The organism is Agarivorans sp. QJM3NY_25, assembly GCF_050870875.2.
Taxonomy (GTDB): Bacteria; Pseudomonadota; Gammaproteobacteria; order Enterobacterales; family Celerinatantimonadaceae; genus Agarivorans.
Genome location: NZ_CP194041.2, coordinates 1,020,698 through 1,036,794 on the forward strand (window position 1 = coordinate 1,020,698; position 16,097 = coordinate 1,036,794).

18 protein-coding genes are annotated in these 16,097 nt (G+C 46.5%); 10 read left to right on the forward strand and 8 right to left on the reverse strand.

Translation table 11 applies throughout. From position 1 onward, the window contains the following. Nucleotides 1-101 precede the first annotated feature (101 nt). From ACRRSW_RS04695 to trmB, 6 genes are all read left to right on the forward strand, one after another. On the forward strand, nucleotides 102-1,169 hold the full coding sequence (locus tag ACRRSW_RS04695) for a polyamine ABC transporter substrate-binding protein (protein ID WP_432461023.1): 1,068 nt from the start codon (nucleotides 102-104) through the stop codon (nucleotides 1,167-1,169). Nucleotides 1,170-1,220: 51 nt separating this feature from the next. Beyond that, on the forward strand, nucleotides 1,221-2,342 hold the full coding sequence (locus tag ACRRSW_RS04700; protein ID WP_432461024.1) for an ABC transporter ATP-binding protein: 1,122 nt from the start codon (nucleotides 1,221-1,223) through the stop codon (nucleotides 2,340-2,342). Continuing rightward, nucleotides 2,339-3,232: an ABC transporter permease gene (locus tag ACRRSW_RS04705; RefSeq protein ID WP_432454361.1), complete on the forward strand. Its 894-nt coding sequence runs from the start codon at nucleotides 2,339-2,341 to the stop codon at nucleotides 3,230-3,232. Before ACRRSW_RS04700 ends, ACRRSW_RS04705 begins: the two co-directional genes overlap by 4 nt. A 6-nt stretch (nucleotides 3,233-3,238) precedes the next feature. Beyond that, entirely contained in the window at nucleotides 3,239-4,075 is an 837-nt protein-coding gene (locus ACRRSW_RS04710) for an ABC transporter permease (RefSeq protein ID WP_432461025.1), read from the forward strand. A gap of 16 nt (nucleotides 4,076-4,091) precedes the next feature. Further along, nucleotides 4,092-5,201: a P1 family peptidase gene (locus tag ACRRSW_RS04715; protein WP_432461026.1), complete on the forward strand. Its 1,110-nt coding sequence runs from the start codon at nucleotides 4,092-4,094 to the stop codon at nucleotides 5,199-5,201. A 176-nt stretch (nucleotides 5,202-5,377) separates the two neighbouring features. Beyond that, on the forward strand, nucleotides 5,378-6,112 hold the full coding sequence (gene trmB, locus ACRRSW_RS04720; RefSeq protein WP_432454358.1) for a tRNA (guanosine(46)-N7)-methyltransferase TrmB: 735 nt from the start codon (nucleotides 5,378-5,380) through the stop codon (nucleotides 6,110-6,112). Between the two features lie 8 nt (nucleotides 6,113-6,120). On the opposite strand, the gene hemW is transcribed toward trmB, so the two are convergent. From hemW to ACRRSW_RS04755, 7 genes are all read right to left on the reverse strand, one after another. Continuing rightward, complete coding sequence (gene hemW / locus ACRRSW_RS04725) at nucleotides 6,121-7,275, reverse strand: radical SAM family heme chaperone HemW (protein WP_432461027.1); 1,155 nt, start codon at nucleotides 7,273-7,275, stop codon at nucleotides 6,121-6,123. Then, nucleotides 7,269-7,868 carry an RdgB/HAM1 family non-canonical purine NTP pyrophosphatase gene (gene rdgB, locus ACRRSW_RS04730; RefSeq protein WP_432454355.1) on the reverse strand — a complete coding sequence of 200 codons (600 nt, stop codon included), beginning with the start codon at nucleotides 7,866-7,868 and terminating at the stop codon, nucleotides 7,269-7,271. Before rdgB ends, hemW begins: the two co-directional genes overlap by 7 nt. A gap of 91 nt (nucleotides 7,869-7,959) precedes the next feature. Beyond that, entirely contained in the window at nucleotides 7,960-8,394 is a 435-nt protein-coding gene (locus ACRRSW_RS04735) for a DUF4426 domain-containing protein (protein WP_432461028.1), read from the reverse strand. Nucleotides 8,395-8,452: 58 nt separating this feature from the next. Then, on the reverse strand, nucleotides 8,453-8,740 hold the full coding sequence (yggU, locus tag ACRRSW_RS04740; RefSeq protein WP_432454352.1) for a DUF167 family protein YggU: 288 nt from the start codon (nucleotides 8,738-8,740) through the stop codon (nucleotides 8,453-8,455). After that, nucleotides 8,741-9,286 (reverse strand): YggT family protein, encoded by a 546-nt coding sequence (locus ACRRSW_RS04745; RefSeq protein ID WP_432454351.1) that lies wholly within the window; start codon nucleotides 9,284-9,286, stop codon nucleotides 8,741-8,743. Nucleotides 9,287-9,302: 16 nt separating this feature from the next. Next, nucleotides 9,303-10,124, reverse strand: coding sequence for a pyrroline-5-carboxylate reductase (gene proC / locus ACRRSW_RS04750; protein ID WP_432461029.1), 822 nt, complete (start codon nucleotides 10,122-10,124; stop codon nucleotides 9,303-9,305). Between the two features lie 18 nt (nucleotides 10,125-10,142). After that, on the reverse strand, nucleotides 10,143-10,841 hold the full coding sequence (locus ACRRSW_RS04755; RefSeq protein ID WP_432461030.1) for a YggS family pyridoxal phosphate-dependent enzyme: 699 nt from the start codon (nucleotides 10,839-10,841) through the stop codon (nucleotides 10,143-10,145). A gap of 26 nt (nucleotides 10,842-10,867) precedes the next feature. Here ACRRSW_RS04755 and ACRRSW_RS04760 point away from each other — a divergent pair, with 26 nt between their 5' ends. The 4 genes from ACRRSW_RS04760 (at nucleotide 10,868) to ACRRSW_RS04775 (ending at nucleotide 14,747) form a co-directional block, all read left to right on the forward strand. After that, nucleotides 10,868-11,902 carry a type IV pilus twitching motility protein PilT gene (locus ACRRSW_RS04760; protein ID WP_432454346.1) on the forward strand — a complete coding sequence of 345 codons (1,035 nt, stop codon included), beginning with the start codon at nucleotides 10,868-10,870 and terminating at the stop codon, nucleotides 11,900-11,902. An 8-nt stretch (nucleotides 11,903-11,910) separates the two neighbouring features. Continuing rightward, nucleotides 11,911-13,029 (forward strand): PilT/PilU family type 4a pilus ATPase, encoded by a 1,119-nt coding sequence (locus ACRRSW_RS04765; protein ID WP_432454345.1) that lies wholly within the window; start codon nucleotides 11,911-11,913, stop codon nucleotides 13,027-13,029. 14 nt (nucleotides 13,030-13,043) lie between these two features. Further along, a complete protein-coding gene (yaaA, locus tag ACRRSW_RS04770) occupies nucleotides 13,044-13,817 on the forward strand; it encodes a peroxide stress protein YaaA (RefSeq protein ID WP_432454344.1) in 774 nt (257 codons plus the stop codon). 186 nt (nucleotides 13,818-14,003) lie between these two features. Next, entirely contained in the window at nucleotides 14,004-14,747 is a 744-nt protein-coding gene (locus ACRRSW_RS04775; RefSeq protein WP_432461031.1) for an OmpA family protein, read from the forward strand. Between the two features lie 62 nt (nucleotides 14,748-14,809). On the opposite strand, the gene srmB is transcribed toward ACRRSW_RS04775, so the two are convergent. Then, nucleotides 14,810-16,063: an ATP-dependent RNA helicase SrmB gene (gene srmB / locus ACRRSW_RS04780; protein WP_432456097.1), complete on the reverse strand. Its 1,254-nt coding sequence runs from the start codon at nucleotides 16,061-16,063 to the stop codon at nucleotides 14,810-14,812. Nucleotides 16,064-16,097 lie beyond the last annotated feature (34 nt).

The following is a 16,097-nucleotide window of genomic DNA, read 5'->3' on the forward strand; positions in this document are numbered from 1 at the left end:
TAACATATATTGATATTGAAATAATCATGCCTAACCATAGAATGAAGGGGTGGTGTTTTTATAAACAAATTAACTGTTTTTCAATCAACAAAGGTGAGCTCATGAACTGTTCAATTTCTAGAAAAAGAGGTCATATGCTGAAAACGGCTTTGCTTGCGACAAGTCTCGCATGCTCTGCTTTTAGCTATTCCCAAGTTGCGTCGGCAGAAGAGACCTTAAACCTTTACAACTGGGGAGAATATATCAACCCAGAGGTGCTCAGCCGCTTTACTGAATCGACTGGAATTAAAGTGAAGTTAGACACTTATTCTTCTAATGAAGAGTTGCTCGCTAAATTACAGGCCGGTGCGACGGGCTACGATATTGTGTTTCCTTCGGTACACATGCAAGACATTATGGCGCAGCTTCATTTACTTGAAAAAACTCATATTAATCAGTACTCGGGTTTTAAGCATATCGATAGCGCTTTTCTTACCGCAGAATCTGACCCCAAAGGAGAATACTGCTTGCCTTACGCTTGGGGTACCGTGGGGATCCTCTATAACAAGGAGTTGGTTCCAGAGCTGAATTCTTGGGATGATTTCTTCGCGTTACCCAAGCAAGGTAAAAATATCGCCATGTTGGATGAGATGCGCGAAGTTATTAGTGTAGGTTTGATCACTCATGGTAAAAGTGTCAACAGTACTGACCGAGATGATTTAAAAGTAGCGCAAGACTATATCATTCAACAAAAAGGTAATATTTCAGCCTTTACTTATGACAGCATTCCGATGGTGCAATCCGGTGATATTGCTGCTGCTCAATGGTATGTCGGAGCAATGTTATATGTATTTGAGAATCCTGATGAGCTGGCGTATGTGATCCCCGAGGAAGGTGCGACCAAATACCAAGAGAATATGTGTGTGCTTAAAAGTGCTCCGAATAAAGCGAACGCCCAAAAATTCTTAGAATTTTTTACCCAGCCTGAAATTGCCGCCTTAAATGCCAAGCAGCAAACCAACGGCACGATGAACAAAGATGCGATTGAATTGTTGCCTGACTATTTACGTAATAATCCGAGTATTAACCCACCGGCTTCGGTGAGAGCCAAACTACAAATGTTTAAGGAATTAGGTAAAGGCATTAAGTTGTATGACAGAGCTTGGACCAAAATCCGTACTTCTTCTTAATCGTTTGCAGCATGCGGGCTTGCCCGCTTTTCTTATTTTTTGAGGTTGTTTATGTCTACTGCGGTACCAGTCCCTGAATATGTCCGAATTCGTCGCGCTCATCGTCAGTTCATTACGCCCGAAGGGGGAGTGATACATGCTTTGGATTCAGTGGATTTGTCTATTGCCCAGAGTGAATTTATCACCTTGCTTGGTCCTTCTGGGTGTGGGAAAACGACCTTGTTGAAAATAGTGGCTGGTTTCGAAGAGATCGACAGTGGCGATATTCTGCTGGATGGTCAATCGATTATTGGCAAGCCTGCGCACAAGCGGCCGGTGAATACCGTGTTTCAGTCCTATGCTTTATTTCCTCATCTGTCGGTGGGAGACAATGTGGGTTATGGTCTGGATGTCGCAAAGGTGGCAAAAACCGAGCGTAACCGACGTGTGGCAGAGGCCTTGGAGATGGTGGGTTTAGCTGGGATCGAAAAACGTAATCCAGTACAACTGTCTGGTGGCCAGCAGCAGCGAGTCGCCTTAGCTCGAGCCATCATTAACCGTCCTAAGTTACTGTTGTTAGATGAACCCTTGTCAGCCTTAGATAAAAACTTGCGTTTAAAAATGCAAATTGAATTAAAAAATCTACAAACAGAATTAGGGATCTGCTTTATTTTTGTCACCCATGACCAAGAAGAGGCCTTGACCATGTCTGACCGTATTGTGGTGTTGAACGGTGGCAAGGTTCAGCAGGTTGGTACGCCAGATGAGATATACCATCGCCCGAAAAATAACTTTGTGGCGAGCTTCATTAGTGAAAGTAATATCTTTACTGGAAAAGTCGTCGAGCAAGACCAGCAGGGCATTCAAATTGATTGTGGTGGCTTGCGAATCCACAGTACAGACGGTGAGGCATCGTTAGGCCAACCGATGACCTTATTGCTTCGTCCCGAGCAAATGTCGCTAACGCCACCTCTTGATTCGCAACAGCTTGCGAGTTTAAGCATGACCCTTGATCAAGTGGTATTTATTGGCAGCGATTATCAATTGCATGGGCACTTGTCGAATGGCTTTCAGTTATCGGCCTTAGTGCGCCAACATGCCACTCCTTTGGCACAAGGTGATCAAGTTGTGCTTTATTATCAGCCCAAGGCAGTGCATACCATTCCTGAATCAGCCGTTGGGAGTAAGCCATGAGTGTGTTTATTCGAGCACGCCAGCGGCTGATGTTAGCTGGTTTGCTGGCTCCAACGACTTTGTTTCTTGGGATATTTTTTCTGATCCCACTCGGTATTATGTTGCTCTATAGCTTCTTGGAACCGGGCCTGTATGGGGGCGTGGAGTGGAATTTTTATCATTGGAATTACGGTCGGGTTTTTGGCTGGGCCGATGGTGTTTATGAAGAGTTTGACTCGGTTTACCTTGAGATCTTATTACGTTCGATTGGGCTCGCGAGTGCCACGGTGATTTGCACCCTGGTGATTTGTTATCCCGTTGCTTTTTGGGTCGCTACTTTAACGGCAAAACAGAAGTCGTTCTTTATCTTCCTTATTACTTTGCCATTTTTTGCAAGTATGGTGGTTAGGTTATATGCCTGGGTACTGATTTTGCGTAATTCCGGTTTTGCCAATCAGTTCTTACAGGCGGCGGGCATTATTACTGAGCCCTTAAATCTGATGTTTTCAGGCACCGCGGTCATCATTGGCATGGTGTATATTTTTATTCCATTTATGTTTTTACCGATTTATTCCAGTGTTGAAAAACTAGACATGAGCTTGTTGCAAGCATCCCAAGATTTAGGCGCGACCCCATTTACCACCTTTAGACGAGTGGTCCTTCCGATGACCATTCCCGGGATTGTCGCAGGTTCTATCTTGGTCTTTATTCCTAGTCTCGGTAATTTTGTGGTGCCTGACTTATTGGGCGGCGCCAAGGTGATGATGATTGGCAACATGGTGGAGCAACAGTTTTTATATGCTCGCAATTGGCCCTTTGGCGCGACCTTGTCGATGGTGATTATCTTCTTGATGCTGGCCATTCTGTCGTTTTATTTGTTTGTCTCCGCCAAAAAAGTACAGCAACCTTAGGAACTGATGATGAAGAAGCAAACTGCATTAGGCCGTTTATTATCTGTATATAGTACGTTCTTCTTTGTATTTTTGTATGCCCCCGTGCTGCTTATTGTGATTTATTCATTTAACTCAAATCCGATTAATATCATGATTTGGGACGGCTTTACCTTTGATTGGTATCGCAGTATTTTTGGCGCGCAGACCCACTTAGCGGATTCAAATAGCTATGTGAATTCAACCGCACAATTATTGAATGCCCTGAAAAATAGTTTACAAGTGGCTTGTAGCGCCACATTGATCGCGACCCTATTGGGGACTAGCGCAGCCATCGCCATTTCACGTTTTCGTTTTAAATTACAAGGCTTTTACCGATTACTGTTATTTGTTCCGATGGTGATGCCTGACATTGTATTAGGCATTGCGTTGCTGATTTTCTTCGTTGGTGCCGGTTTCACGCTGGGTAATACGACGATTATTATTGGCCATTGCACCTTCTTGAGCAGCTATGTGTTTGTGGTCGTAAGCGCTCGCTTAGCTGGCATGGATCCGAAGATAGAGTCGGCCTCTGCCGATCTGGGGGCAAATGAATGGCAAACTTTTCGCCGTATCACCTTACCTCTCATCTTACCGGGTGTTATTGGTGGTGCCATGCTTAGTTTCATTATTTCGATGGACGATTTGGTGATTACTTATTTTATTAGTGGGGTGGACTCCACGACTTTACCGGTATTTATCTTAGGTATGATCCGTCGCGGAATTAAACCCGAAATTAACGCCATTGCTACTTTGATGCTGTTGTTTTCTGTTGCCATCGCCTCGATCGGTATTTATTTCAAATCTAAGAACTCAAGTGATTAAGGAGAGTATGGGCAATATGATGTCTAAACGACGAGCAAGAGAGTTAGGTCTTCCCTTTCCTGGACGTACTGGCCCCAACAATGCGATTACCGATGTTGCAGGCGTTTTAGTTGGTTATCAAACCATCAGAAACGAACAGCCCCTCTCTCCGGCATGCACCGGGGTTACGGCTATCTTGCCACATGGGCGAAGTCATACTCCAAGGCCTGTATGGGCAGGCATGTATGCCTTAAACGGGAATGGTGAAATGACCGGGACTCACTGGATCCAAGATGGAGGTTACTTCACGGGTCCGATTATGATTACCAATTCGCATGGTGTGGGGATGACTCACCATGCGGCGGTGAAGTGGATGATTCAGCAGTATCAAGCGGTGTGGCAGGGGCATCACCTATGGGCAATGCCGGTTGTCGCCGAAACCTTTGATGGTATTTTGAATGATATTAATGCGCTGCATATTACCGAACAGGATGCGCTGGCTGCTTTGAATAATGCCGCGGCTGGAAAAATTGCCGAAGGAAATGTTGGTGGGGGAACCGGAATGATTGCCTATGATTTCAAAGGCGGCACCGGAACATCGTCGCGTTTGGTCGAAGTGGATGGGCAGACTTACACGGTAGCCGCTTTAGTGCAGGCAAATCATGGCATTCGTCCTTGGTTTAATGTACTCGGTGCGCCATTAGGTAAAGTGATGACCGAAGATCGGATCCATAGCAACCATGAGCAGGGCTCAATTATCGTGATTTTGGCAACCGATGCACCGATGTTACCGCATCAGCTGAAGCGGATGGCGAAGCGGGCGGCGATTGGCATTGGTCGCAATGGTTCTCCGGGAGGAAACAATTCGGGGGATATTTTTCTTGCCTTTAGCACCGCAAATCAACAAGAAATGCCGCAATTATCCGGGCCCATGCGCACCATGCATTGTTTAAACGATGAGGTTTTTGATGATTTTTATCTGGCCAGTGTCGAAGCAATCGAAGAGTCGGTGATTAATGCGATGGTTGCTGCTGAAGACGTACCAACCTTTAAACAACCCGCGGGGCAAATTTGCAAGGCGATTGATCCCCAGCGTTTGACACAGTTAGTTAGAAATTTTCACGCCACTGGTATAAATCTGAGCTGAGTATACTTTTATCTTCCTTAGATAAATGCCACTGGGTGCCTTGATTTAGCCTTTTCAAAATTCAGTCGACTTGAGTTTTTCAATGGGCAAAGCTTGCACAAAGGCCAGAACTTTGGATAATGCCAGCCCTGTTCTACATTTAGAACGTCCCTGCAATTTCTTAGTCTGGAATTATCATGAGTGAGCAAGATCAAAACCCGGCTCCTGAGGCCCCTCAAGAGCAAGCCGAAGACAAACGACTTCGTAAAATTCGTAGCTTTGTAAAACGAGAAGGTCGTTTAACCAAGCGCCAGGAAAATGCGCTCACCGAGTTTTGGCCAACCTTGGGTCTGGATCATCAGGCCGCAAACTATTCGCTGGCGCAGGTATTTGGTCGCGATGCGAAAACTGTACTCGAAATTGGTTTTGGTATGGGCGCCTCTTTGGTAGAGATGGCGAAGCATGCGCCTGAGACTAATTTTATTGGCATTGAAGTGCATCGCCCTGGGGTGGGTGCTTGTTTGGCCGATGCAGTGGATGCGCAGATCGACAATCTGCGGGTCTTTGAACACGATGCAGTAGAAGTTTTAAACGATAGTATTCCAGACAACAGCCTCGATACGGTGCAACTGTTCTTTCCCGACCCTTGGCATAAATCACGTCATCACAAACGGCGCATTGTTCAGCCAGAATTTGTTGAATTGCTGCGTAATAAACTCAAAATTGGCGGTGTATTTCATATGGCGACCGACTGGCAGCATTACGCCGAGCATATGTTAGAAGTGATGCAGGCGGCGCCAGGCTATCGCAATACTTCTGAAACTAACGATTATGTACCGCGTCCGGATTGGCGTCCCTTAACCAAGTTTGAAAACCGCGGCCATCGTTTAGGCCACGGGGTGTGGGATTTGATCTTCGCTCGCGAAGCCTAAAGCCTAATTTAATCGGTAAAGCAATTCAGTAGGTCGTTTAGAAATAAACGGCCTTTTTTTGTGACCTGCCAGCTGGTGGCATTTTCTTCCAGCAAGGTTTGTTGCTTGGCACTGTCGAGTGCGTTTTCCAACGCGCTTAAACTTAAGCCTGTTAAGTTCACAAACTCGCTTTTCGGGATGGCTTCAAACAGGCGCAGCCGATTTAAGAAGTACTCAAAGGCTAAATCTTGGTTTGCCACTGGCCATTGTTTATAGAGAAATTCCCGCTGCGGATCTAAGTAGCCTTTCGGGTGTTTTAGCTTCTCGGTTCTGAATAAATGCTGAGTCTGCAAATCAGTGATTTTGCCGTGCGCTCCGCAACCAATACCTAAGTAATCGCCAAAGCGCCAGTAGTTGAGGTTGTGTTGTGAGCGATCTCCATCGCGGCAATAGGCCGACACTTCGTATTGTGCATAGCCAGCCTGAGCTAATTGCTGCTGTCCCTGCTCGAAAATATCCCACAACAGATCTTCGTTGGGTAAGGCGGGCGGTCGTGATGCAAAGGCGGTATTGGCTTCAATGGTGAGTTGATACCAGGACAGGTGGCTGGGGCCAAGCGCAAAGGCTTGCTGTAGATCTTGCATCGCTTGCTCAAGGCTTTGCTTAGGCAGGCCATGCATTAAATCGAGGTTGATCCGTTTAAAGCCAGCTTGCTGCGCATATTCGAAGGCCCGCAGCGCCTCTTCGCCGCTGTGGATCCGTCCCAGTTTGCTTAAATGGCTTTGTTGAAAGCTTTGTACGCCAATCGACAAACGATTCACGCCCGCTTGAAAGTAGCCTTTAAAGCGGTCTGCTTCGGCGGTGCCCGGGTTGGCCTCCATGGTGACTTCGGTGTCGGGCTCAAGCTGCAAATGTTGCTTGATTCCCTGCAGCAAGCGCGCAATCGCTTCGGCAGACAGCAGGCTTGGTGTGCCGCCACCAATAAAGATACTGTGTAAGGGGCGCCCTTGTAGTGTGGGGAAACGTGCTAAGTCTTGTTCAAGGTCAGCCAGAAGCGCACTGATGTATGCCGCTTCTGGTAAGTCTTGCTTTAAGCCATGGGAGTTGAAGTCACAATAGGGGCATTTTTGAACACACCAAGGGATGTGAACATACAGACTTAATGGCGGCGCAAGACTTAACATACGCAATGATTAAGCTGTGCTAATAATTCTCTAAGGGCTTGGCCTCGGTGACTTAAGGCGTTTTTCTCTGCCTTGCTGAGCTGGGCGGAGGTGGACTGGTGTTCGGCAACCCAAAATACCGGATCATAACCGAAGCCGCCTTCACCGTGGATCTGCTCGGTGATTTGGCCGCGCCATTTACCATGACAAATCAGCGGGGCTGGGTCATCGGCATGGCGTAAATACACCAATACGCAGTGAAACTCTGCACCGCGTTGCGACTCGGGCACGTCTTTTAGTGCTGCGAGTAATTTTAGTACGTTGTCGTGATCACTGGCGTTGCTGCCAGCATAACGTGAAGAATATAGTCCCGGCGCACCATTAAGATAATCCACTGCTAAACCAGAGTCATCGGCAATAGCGGGTAAACCGGTGATTTTTGCCGCATGGCGGGCTTTAATAATGGCATTTTCTACAAAGGTGGTGCCGGTTTCTTCGGCGTCCACAATGGCAAATTCACTTTGCGCCACAATTTGTTTTTGTAAGGGTTTGAGTAACTCGGAAAGTTCGGCAACTTTACCGGGGTTACCGGTGGCCAAGACAACTTTTTGCATGGGAAACCTTTGTCTGTGTCGATGTGAGCCTAAGTGTAATCGAAGGGCTTGCTTGCCAAAAGCCCTAATCGCCTGCTTGATCGATATTGGCTTATTCTACATAAAATTTATGATTGAATTTAAGCCGCTGCTGTTTAGGGCCTTCACCAATCAAGATCTCAAAGCGAAAGGTTTCCTCGTTGCTAAAACGCAGTTGCGCAAGGTAGTAGATTGAATCGCCTTCACGAACTTCTTGGAATTCTAATTGATTTTGATTGCCAATTAAGTTTTGCGCGGTTCCCGATATTTTGACCGCTAGAGCTGGCTTCCCTTTTGCTTTTGCATCTAACACTGTGATGTTAATTAAGCCTTTGTAGCGACTACGTTCCAGTTGGTACACCTTGGCGACTTCGGCGGGAATAAAAGTGGAGTTTAGGGCCATATAGTGGACTTCATAGTCACCTAACAAGACTTTTTGTTCAGCCTGGCTGGGAAAGGCAAACAGTAGCAGGCTACTGACAAAGCTAAACAATAGATACTTACGCATGATGCTAACCTTTTAAAAAACTTTGGTTTTAGTATAGAAATAAAATGTGGGTCATTGCTTACATTAAGTTGGCAATTATTTCAGGAATAATTTGTGGCGATGTTACTTCAATGGTTTTGTGTCGGCCCAAATCACCGCGAATAATGCTTACTTGCGACTTCGCCACCTTGCATTGCTTGGCAATAAATTTACTCAGGTGCTGGTTGGCTTTACCATCGATAGGGGGGGCCGTAATGGCGATTTTTAGTTCTTCGCCATGTAGACCGACGATGGCATCGCGACTCGCTTTGGGTTGCACGTAAACCTGCAAACGCAGGTTTACGCCTTCCATCGACACTGCTGGCATTTACAGCAGGCTCCAAAGCGGGATCCAACCACTAATCAATAAGTTTAAAAAGTTCAAGGCAACAAACAAGACTAAGACCGAGAGATCGAGTCCGCCGATTGCTGGAATAATCCGGCGAATGGGCGAGAGCATCGGTTCTGTGAGTTGCCCTAGTACATATTCTACCGGGCTACGACCTTGGCTTACCCAACTTAAAATCGCGCGGAGTAGCAGCACCCAAAAGATCATATAGCCGGCTTCTTTCAGAGTATTGAGTAGCGCAATTAGTGGCAGTTGCGGCCAGCTAATCCCGCCAGACATTTGCATTAAAAGAGCCCATTTCACTGCGGCAACAAATACTGCCAATAATACTGCTGCCCAATCAACACCAGCAAATCCGGGAATAATTCGACGGATGGGGACCACGATAGGGTTGGTGGCTTTAACAATAAACTGACTCAATGGGTTATAAAAATCAGCACGAGCCATTTGTAGCCAAACTCGCAGCAATACCACCATCAGGTAGAGGTTGAATACAACTTCAATTAAATAACTAAACGCTTGCATAAGATCCTCTGATTAATTAAAACAAACTTTCCATTTCACGCCCACGCGCAATGGCGGCGTCCATGGCTTGACCGACGATACGCGGTAATTGCTGTTCTTCAAACACGCGAATGGCTTCGGCAGTCGTGCCTCCCTTAGATGTAACATTGGCCCGAAGGGTCGTTAAATCAAGGTCTGGATTAGCCGCGACCAGTTCAGCGCTACCTAAAGCCGATTGTTGCACCAATTGGCGCGCCTGCTCAGGACTAAAACCTAAGTGTTCGGCATGTTGTTGCATGGCTTCCATGAACAAGAAAAAATAAGCAGGTGCACTACCAGCTGCGGCAATAATGTGGTTAATTTGATCTTCTTGTTGTACCCAGCAAGTCTCTCCAACCGCTTGCATCAGTTGCTCTGCTGCTGCGCTTTGTTGGGCGCTTACATCGCTAGGAGCATACAGTCCAGTCATGCCTCGGCCCACTAAGGCTGGTGTATTCGGCATGGTTCTTACAATGGCGGTTTTTTCACCGAGTAGGTTTTTTAAACGTGCGATACTGATACCCGCCGCGATGGAGATAAATAGTTTGTTGGATAAATCGCCGCTTTGTTTGGCCAGATCTTCACAAACGACGGCCATGAGCTGTGGTTTTACCGCTAAAACAATTACATCACTTTGGGCGGTGGCTTGTGCATTATTGTCGGTCACTGGTATCGCAAACTCTTGTTGCAGCTTCTGCTGTTGTTCAAGGTTTGGGTCACTGGCGGTGATATTACTTGCGTCGGTGCCATTAGCGATCAGGCCGCCAATTAAACTACTGGCCATGTTGCCGCCACCGATAAACGCAATTCGAACTGTCATGTTGTTGTTCCTTGTTGTTTAGCCACGCTGGCCAAATATAGCACTGCCTATACGTACCATGGTACTGCCATGGTTAATCGCATCTTGCATGTCGCCACTCATGCCCATGGAAAGGGTATCGACACTAGCATATTGCTGCTGTAGTTGAGAAAACTTTTCAGCCATTGCTTTAAATTGTTGGTCTAGTCGCTGATCATTATCGAGTTTCTGCGGAATGGCCATTAAGCCTCGTAAAGTCAAATTGGGTAAGCTGGCAACATAAGCTGCCAACTCATCCACTTGCGTGAGGCTTAGTCCCGATTTTGCCGATTCTTGACTAATATTAACTTGTAAGCACACTTGAAGCGGTGCCATTTTGTTGGGACGTTGTGCATTCAGGCGCTCGGCTATTTTGTCTCGCGCTAGGGTTTGCATCCAGTCGAAGTGTTCTGCAACCAAGCGAGTCTTATTTGATTGTAAGGGGCCAATAAAGTGCCACTCTATCGGATCTTTTAGCCAAGTTTGTTGTCGACTTTGAACGATTTTATCGACGCCTTCTTGGACATAGTTTTCACCAAATAAGCGTTGTCCAGCTTGGTAGGCTGCAGCAATGTCGCTCAGCGGTTTGGTTTTACTGACCGCCAGCAAAGCTACACTATTTTGCGGGCGATGTGCTTGAGCTAACGCTTGCTGAATTTCTTGGTTAACAAATTGAAGTGCTTGGGTAATACTGCTCATAGTCTCAACATCGGGGAAATGAATAAATGGATGTTACTGAATTACTAGCCTTTAGTGTAAAACATAACGCGTCTGATCTACACCTATCTGCGGAATTACCACCAATGATTCGAGTGGATGGGGAAGTCAGAAAGATTAATTTGCCCGCCTTAGAGCATAAACAGGTACATAGTCTAATTTATGACATCATGAATGATAAGCAGCGTAAAGAATATGAGGAAAACTTGGAAATCGATTTTTCCTTTGAAGTTCCCGGTATTGCGCGCTTCAGGGTGAATGCATTTCAACAGAGTAGAGGCTCGGCGGCGGTATTTCGGACGATTCCCTCAGAGGTGCTGACTTTAGACCAGCTGGCTGCCCCCGCAATTTTTAGACAAATTTCTGAACACCCGCGTGGATTAGTGCTGGTGACTGGCCCCACTGGCTCAGGTAAATCAACCACCTTGGCGGCGATGATTGATTATATTAATGAGCAGCGTCATGAACACATTTTAACCATTGAAGACCCCATTGAATTTGTCCATAAAAATAAAAATTGTTTGATTAACCAACGTGAAGTACATCGAGATACCCATAGTTTCACTAATGCCTTACGTTCAGCCCTACGTGAAGATCCAGACATTATTTTAGTCGGTGAATTAAGGGATTTAGAAACCATTCGCTTAGCGCTGACTGCCGCTGAAACTGGGCATTTGGTGTTTGGTACGCTGCATACCACCTCGGCGGCGAAAACCATTGACCGGGTGATTGATGTCTTCCCTGCAGCAGAAAAAGACATGGTTCGCTCGATGTTATCAGAATCTTTAAGGGCGGTCATTGCGCAAACCCTACTGAAAAAACTTGGCGGTGGGCGAGTGGCTGCCCACGAGATTATGGTTGGTATTCCAGCGATTCGGAACTTGATCCGTGAAGACAAGGTGGCACAGATGTATTCGGTGATCCAAACCGGTATGGCCCATGGAATGCAAACTCTTGATCAAAATTTAAAAGAATTAGTCAATCAAGGTTTGGTGGCTTATAACGATGCGAAAGCGAAAGCGGCTGATCCCAATAACTTTTAGGAGCTTCGATGTTACTTGATCAATTATTGCGAGAGATGTCGGAGCGCAAGGCCTCCGATTTATATATATCGGTAGGCGTTCCTCCTAGCGCCAAGATTAGTGGGCGTTTACAGCCGCTCAGTGAACAACCAGTGAAGCCTGAACAGGTAATGGCAATGTTGTCCAGCATTCGGAGTGAGTCGCAGCTGCAGGCATTTCTGCAGGAGCTCGAAGCTAACTTTGCGATTGCTCGTCAAGGTTTGGGGCGTTATCGGGTGAGCGCATTTTTCCAGCGTGAACAGCCGAGCATGGTGATCCGCCGGATTGAAACTGAAATCCCCAGTTTCGAACAGCTACAATTGCCTCCAATTCTGAAGGAAGTTGGCTTGTCAAAACGAGGCTTAATCTTATTTGTAGGGGCAACTGGTGCGGGTAAGTCGACCACCCAAGCCAGTATGATTGATTACCGCAATCATCATTCAAGTGGACATATTTTAACCATTGAAGATCCGGTGGAATTTATGCACAAACACGCTGGCTGCATTGTTAATCAGCGTGAAGTGGGGATCGATACCCCTTCTTTTGAAGAGGCCTTGAAGAACTCTTTGCGTCAGGCGCCGGATGTTATTTTAATCGGTGAAATTCGAACCCGTGAAACCATGGAATTTGCGCTGCAATTCTCCGAAACCGGTCATCTGTGTATGGCGACCTTACATGCCAACAACGCCAACCAAGCTCTGGATAGAATCATGCATTTAGTACCAGAAGAGCGGCATCGGCAATTGTGTTTTGATCTTTCTTTTAACCTGCGAGCGATTGTCGCGCAGCAGCTGGTTCCGGTGAAAGACGGGAGTAGCCGCCGTGGCGTATTTGAAATCTTGTTAAATACGCCGCTAGCTGCCGACATTATTCGCAAGGGTGATATGCATAAACTGAAAGACCTCATGAATCGGTCGCGAGAGCAGGGCATGCTGACCTTCGATCAGAGCCTGTTTGATCTCTATGAAAGTGGCGTAATTGGTTACGCCGAAGCGATTGCGCATGCCGATTCGCCAAATGATTTAAGGTTGATGATTAAATTGCAAGGCAGTGATAAATCTAATAACTTAGACAGCGGAATGTTAGACGGTGTGACCGTCGATTATTAGGACAAAGGAGCATTATGTTAGCGGTTATTTCACCAGCTAAAACCTTAGATTTTAGTTCAGCAGTACCTTGCACTAAAGCCACCCGCCCAGCGATGTTAGCGCATAGCGCAAAGTTGATTGAGGTGGCTCGGCAATTGAGTCCTGCGGAGATTGCTAGTCTAATGAAAATTAGTGATAAGTTGGCGGGGTTAAATGCGGCACGCTTTGCCGAGTGGTCCGCTGATTTACCGGAAGACCTCGCTCGGCAGGCAATTTTTGCCTTTAAAGGTGATGTTTATACTGGTTTAGATGCTTATCGTTTAGATGCGTCGCAACTTGATCATGCGCAGCAGCATCTGCGGATCTTATCTGGCCTATATGGTTGCCTCCGCCCCCTCGATCTGATGATGGCCTACCGTTTGGAAATGGGGATTAAGTTGGCGAATGAGCGTGGTAGTAACTTATACCAGTTCTGGGGAGAGCTAATTACTGAACAGTTAAATTTAGCCTTGGAACAGCAAGCAGATAATGTTTTGCTAAACTTAGCCTCCAACGAGTATTTCAAAGCGGTAAAACTCAAATCACTGAATGCTCGAGTGGTGACCCCTGTATTTAAAGATCAGAAAAATGGTCAGTACAAGATCATTAGTTTTTATGCTAAAAAAGCGCGAGGTTTAATGGCCCGTTATCTGCTGGAACAAAAGCCTAATAATCTCGAGCAACTCTGTGCTTTTAATGCTGATGGTTACTATTTTGATGAAGCGAGTTCCGATGCTAACCATTTAACGTTCTTACGTGATCACGCTTAATTTGCTTTAAACTTAGGGCTTATGTATCGCGAGAGTTTCGGCGTTTTTATTGATTCACTTGTTATCTTGGAAAAGCCCTGCCAATATTGAATATAACTGCCATGAAGAGCAGTTTTTGGTAATAGCTAACTTATTTTTGCTCAAGGTTGTCGACAGAGAAGTCGAAAAAGTCCATATGGAGATAGTATGAAAAATAAGATTGTAGTGGTCATGGCATTGCTGGGTATTGCAACATTGTCAGGTTGTTCGAATGCACCTAAAGGAGATGCTGGGATTATTTGCCCGGCCATTGGTGGCGGTCTTGGTGCCTTGATTGGTGGTGGTGCTGGCGCTGTCGGTGGCGTTATTACTGGGGCGATGTTCTGCGCCAATCCAGATCAAGATGGTGATGGTGTCATTAATAGTCAAGATGAATGTCCAGATACCCCCGCCGGTACTGTGGTTGATGAACGCGGTTGTGCTGCGGTTGAAGAGGCCGTCGTTGAACAAGCAGTTGTAGAAGAAGCTGTGGTTGTAGAGCAAGTTGCGGTGGTCGCGGCTGCTGCAGTGTTGATCCCAGAAGGCTGTGAACAATATGTGATGGTTGATGGCGATAAAGTGATGGGCTTCAAACACGTTCTTTTTGGTTTCAATAAAGATAAGTATAGCCAAGCAGAGCAAGCTAAAGTGGATTGTATCGCCGATACAATTATGGCTAACGATCTGACGATTGATGCCGTGGGTTACACCGACAGTGTCGGTAATGCCGATTACAATATGGCTTTGAGTCAACGCCGAGCAAATAACGTTGCCGATGCATTGCGAGCCTCAGGGGTAAGCGCCAGTACGACTATCGAGAAAGGTAAAGGGGCTGCGGCACCAGTTGCCAGTAATGCAACTGAAGCTGGTCGCGCAGACAATCGCCGAGTTGAAGTTCGGGTTTATCACTAAGTAACAAGCAACGAAGAGACAATGAAAAGCCACGCATTGCGTGGCTTTTTTGTTGTCGTGGGTTACTTGGCTTTTTTGGCTAGTTTTTTTGCGCGCCCTTTAGCGCGTTTTTTCGCCAATTTTTTATCGACAACGGTTTTTGGTTTTTTCTTTTTCGCCGGGGCCGCAGATATTTTATGAGTGGGGCGTAGACCTTCGATCACTCGACGCTTAATCGGCTCTTCGGTGTAGCGTTCGGCCTTGGCTAAGGCGCTCATGTCATGCGCCTCGACTAAGTTGATCGCTATCCCTTTGCGGCCTGCACGCGCTGTACGTCCTATTCGGTGCACATAAACATCTGGGGTGTGTGGCAAGTCGTAGTTAAATACATGACTAATTTCAGGGACATCAAGTCCGCGTGCTGCAACATCGGTGGCAATCAGGAATTTCACTTCGCCATCACGAAAGGCTTGCATTGCTTGATTACGTTTATCTTGTGCCATTTCACCACGTAAATAGGAAGCTTTAATATCATCACTTTGTAGGCGCTCGGCTAAGGCGTATAAACGTTCTCGGGTTTTTACAAATACCACGCTACGTTCGATGTCTTCATTTAATAGGTAGTGGCGCAATAGTTGGTATTTGTGTTCAGCATCATCACAAAAATGAACAATCTGTTGGATCTTGGCTCGTTCTCTGCGTGGTGGCTCAACTTCGATCTGCTGAGGATTGCTCATTACTTTTTCAGCAAAACGTAGCAGCCCGGCACCTTCTAAGGTGGCGGAAAATAAAGCGGTTTGGCTACGTTCACTGGTGGCGTCGCTGATGGTCTCCATGTCATTAATGAAACCCATGTCTAACATGCGATCAGCTTCATCGAGGATCAAGACTTCAATGGCTTGGCAATCAAATACTTTGTAGGTGATGTATTCCATTAAACGGCCAGGAGTCGCTATCACAATATCAATGTTGCCCTTGAGCTGTTCGGCGTGGACGTCATATTTGACCCCGCCGGTAATATCCATGATGCTTAGTCTGGTATGCGCGGTTGCTTGGCGAGCTTGCTCGGCCACCTGCATTGCGAGTTCTCGGGTCGGAGTTAAAATTAACACTCGACCGGGACCTGCTTTACGGCGCGGATAATCCAGCAGATGCTGAATTGCCGGCAGCAAAAATGCCAAGGTTTTTCCGGTGCCAGTGGGGGCACTGGCTAATACATCTCGACCGTCTAGCATCGCTGGGATGGTTTGTTGTTGGATTGTGGTGGCTTTAGTTAAGCCCATATCTTCAACCGCGTGTAAAATTTGTGGGTCGAGGTCGAGGTCTTCAAAGGTCATTGGAAAATCTACCAGTTTGTGAGGCGCCATCGAC

Bases quoted from the DNA above. Each gene is read 5' to 3' on its own strand.
- srmB (WP_432456097.1), bottom strand. From the start codon at position 16,063: ATGACCTTTGAAGACCTCGACCTCGACCCACAAATTTTACACGCGGTT.
- ACRRSW_RS04700 (WP_432461024.1), top strand. From the start codon at position 1,221: ATGTCTACTGCGGTACCAGTCCCTGAATATGTCCGAATTCGTCGCGCT.
- ACRRSW_RS04705 (WP_432454361.1), top strand. From the start codon at position 2,339: ATGAGTGTGTTTATTCGAGCACGCCAGCGGCTGATGTTAGCTGGTTTG.
- ACRRSW_RS04735 (WP_432461028.1), bottom strand. From the start codon at position 8,394: ATGCGTAAGTATCTATTGTTTAGCTTTGTCAGTAGCCTGCTACTGTTT.
- yggU (WP_432454352.1), bottom strand. From the start codon at position 8,740: ATGCCAGCAGTGTCGATGGAAGGCGTAAACCTGCGTTTGCAGGTTTAC.
- trmB (WP_432454358.1), top strand. From the start codon at position 5,378: ATGAGTGAGCAAGATCAAAACCCGGCTCCTGAGGCCCCTCAAGAGCAA.
- ACRRSW_RS04775 (WP_432461031.1), top strand. From the start codon at position 14,004: ATGAAAAATAAGATTGTAGTGGTCATGGCATTGCTGGGTATTGCAACA.
- ACRRSW_RS04765 (WP_432454345.1), top strand. From the start codon at position 11,911: ATGTTACTTGATCAATTATTGCGAGAGATGTCGGAGCGCAAGGCCTCC.
- ACRRSW_RS04695 (WP_432461023.1), top strand. From the start codon at position 102: ATGAACTGTTCAATTTCTAGAAAAAGAGGTCATATGCTGAAAACGGCT.
- hemW (WP_432461027.1), bottom strand. From the start codon at position 7,275: ATGTTAAGTCTTGCGCCGCCATTAAGTCTGTATGTTCACATCCCTTGG.
- ACRRSW_RS04715 (WP_432461026.1), top strand. From the start codon at position 4,092: ATGATGTCTAAACGACGAGCAAGAGAGTTAGGTCTTCCCTTTCCTGGA.
- ACRRSW_RS04760 (WP_432454346.1), top strand. From the start codon at position 10,868: ATGGATGTTACTGAATTACTAGCCTTTAGTGTAAAACATAACGCGTCT.
- ACRRSW_RS04745 (WP_432454351.1), bottom strand. From the start codon at position 9,286: ATGCAAGCGTTTAGTTATTTAATTGAAGTTGTATTCAACCTCTACCTG.
- ACRRSW_RS04710 (WP_432461025.1), top strand. From the start codon at position 3,239: ATGATGAAGAAGCAAACTGCATTAGGCCGTTTATTATCTGTATATAGT.
- yaaA (WP_432454344.1), top strand. From the start codon at position 13,044: ATGTTAGCGGTTATTTCACCAGCTAAAACCTTAGATTTTAGTTCAGCA.
- proC (WP_432461029.1), bottom strand. From the start codon at position 10,124: ATGACAGTTCGAATTGCGTTTATCGGTGGCGGCAACATGGCCAGTAGT.
- rdgB (WP_432454355.1), bottom strand. From the start codon at position 7,868: ATGCAAAAAGTTGTCTTGGCCACCGGTAACCCCGGTAAAGTTGCCGAA.
- ACRRSW_RS04755 (WP_432461030.1), bottom strand. From the start codon at position 10,841: ATGAGCAGTATTACCCAAGCACTTCAATTTGTTAACCAAGAAATTCAG.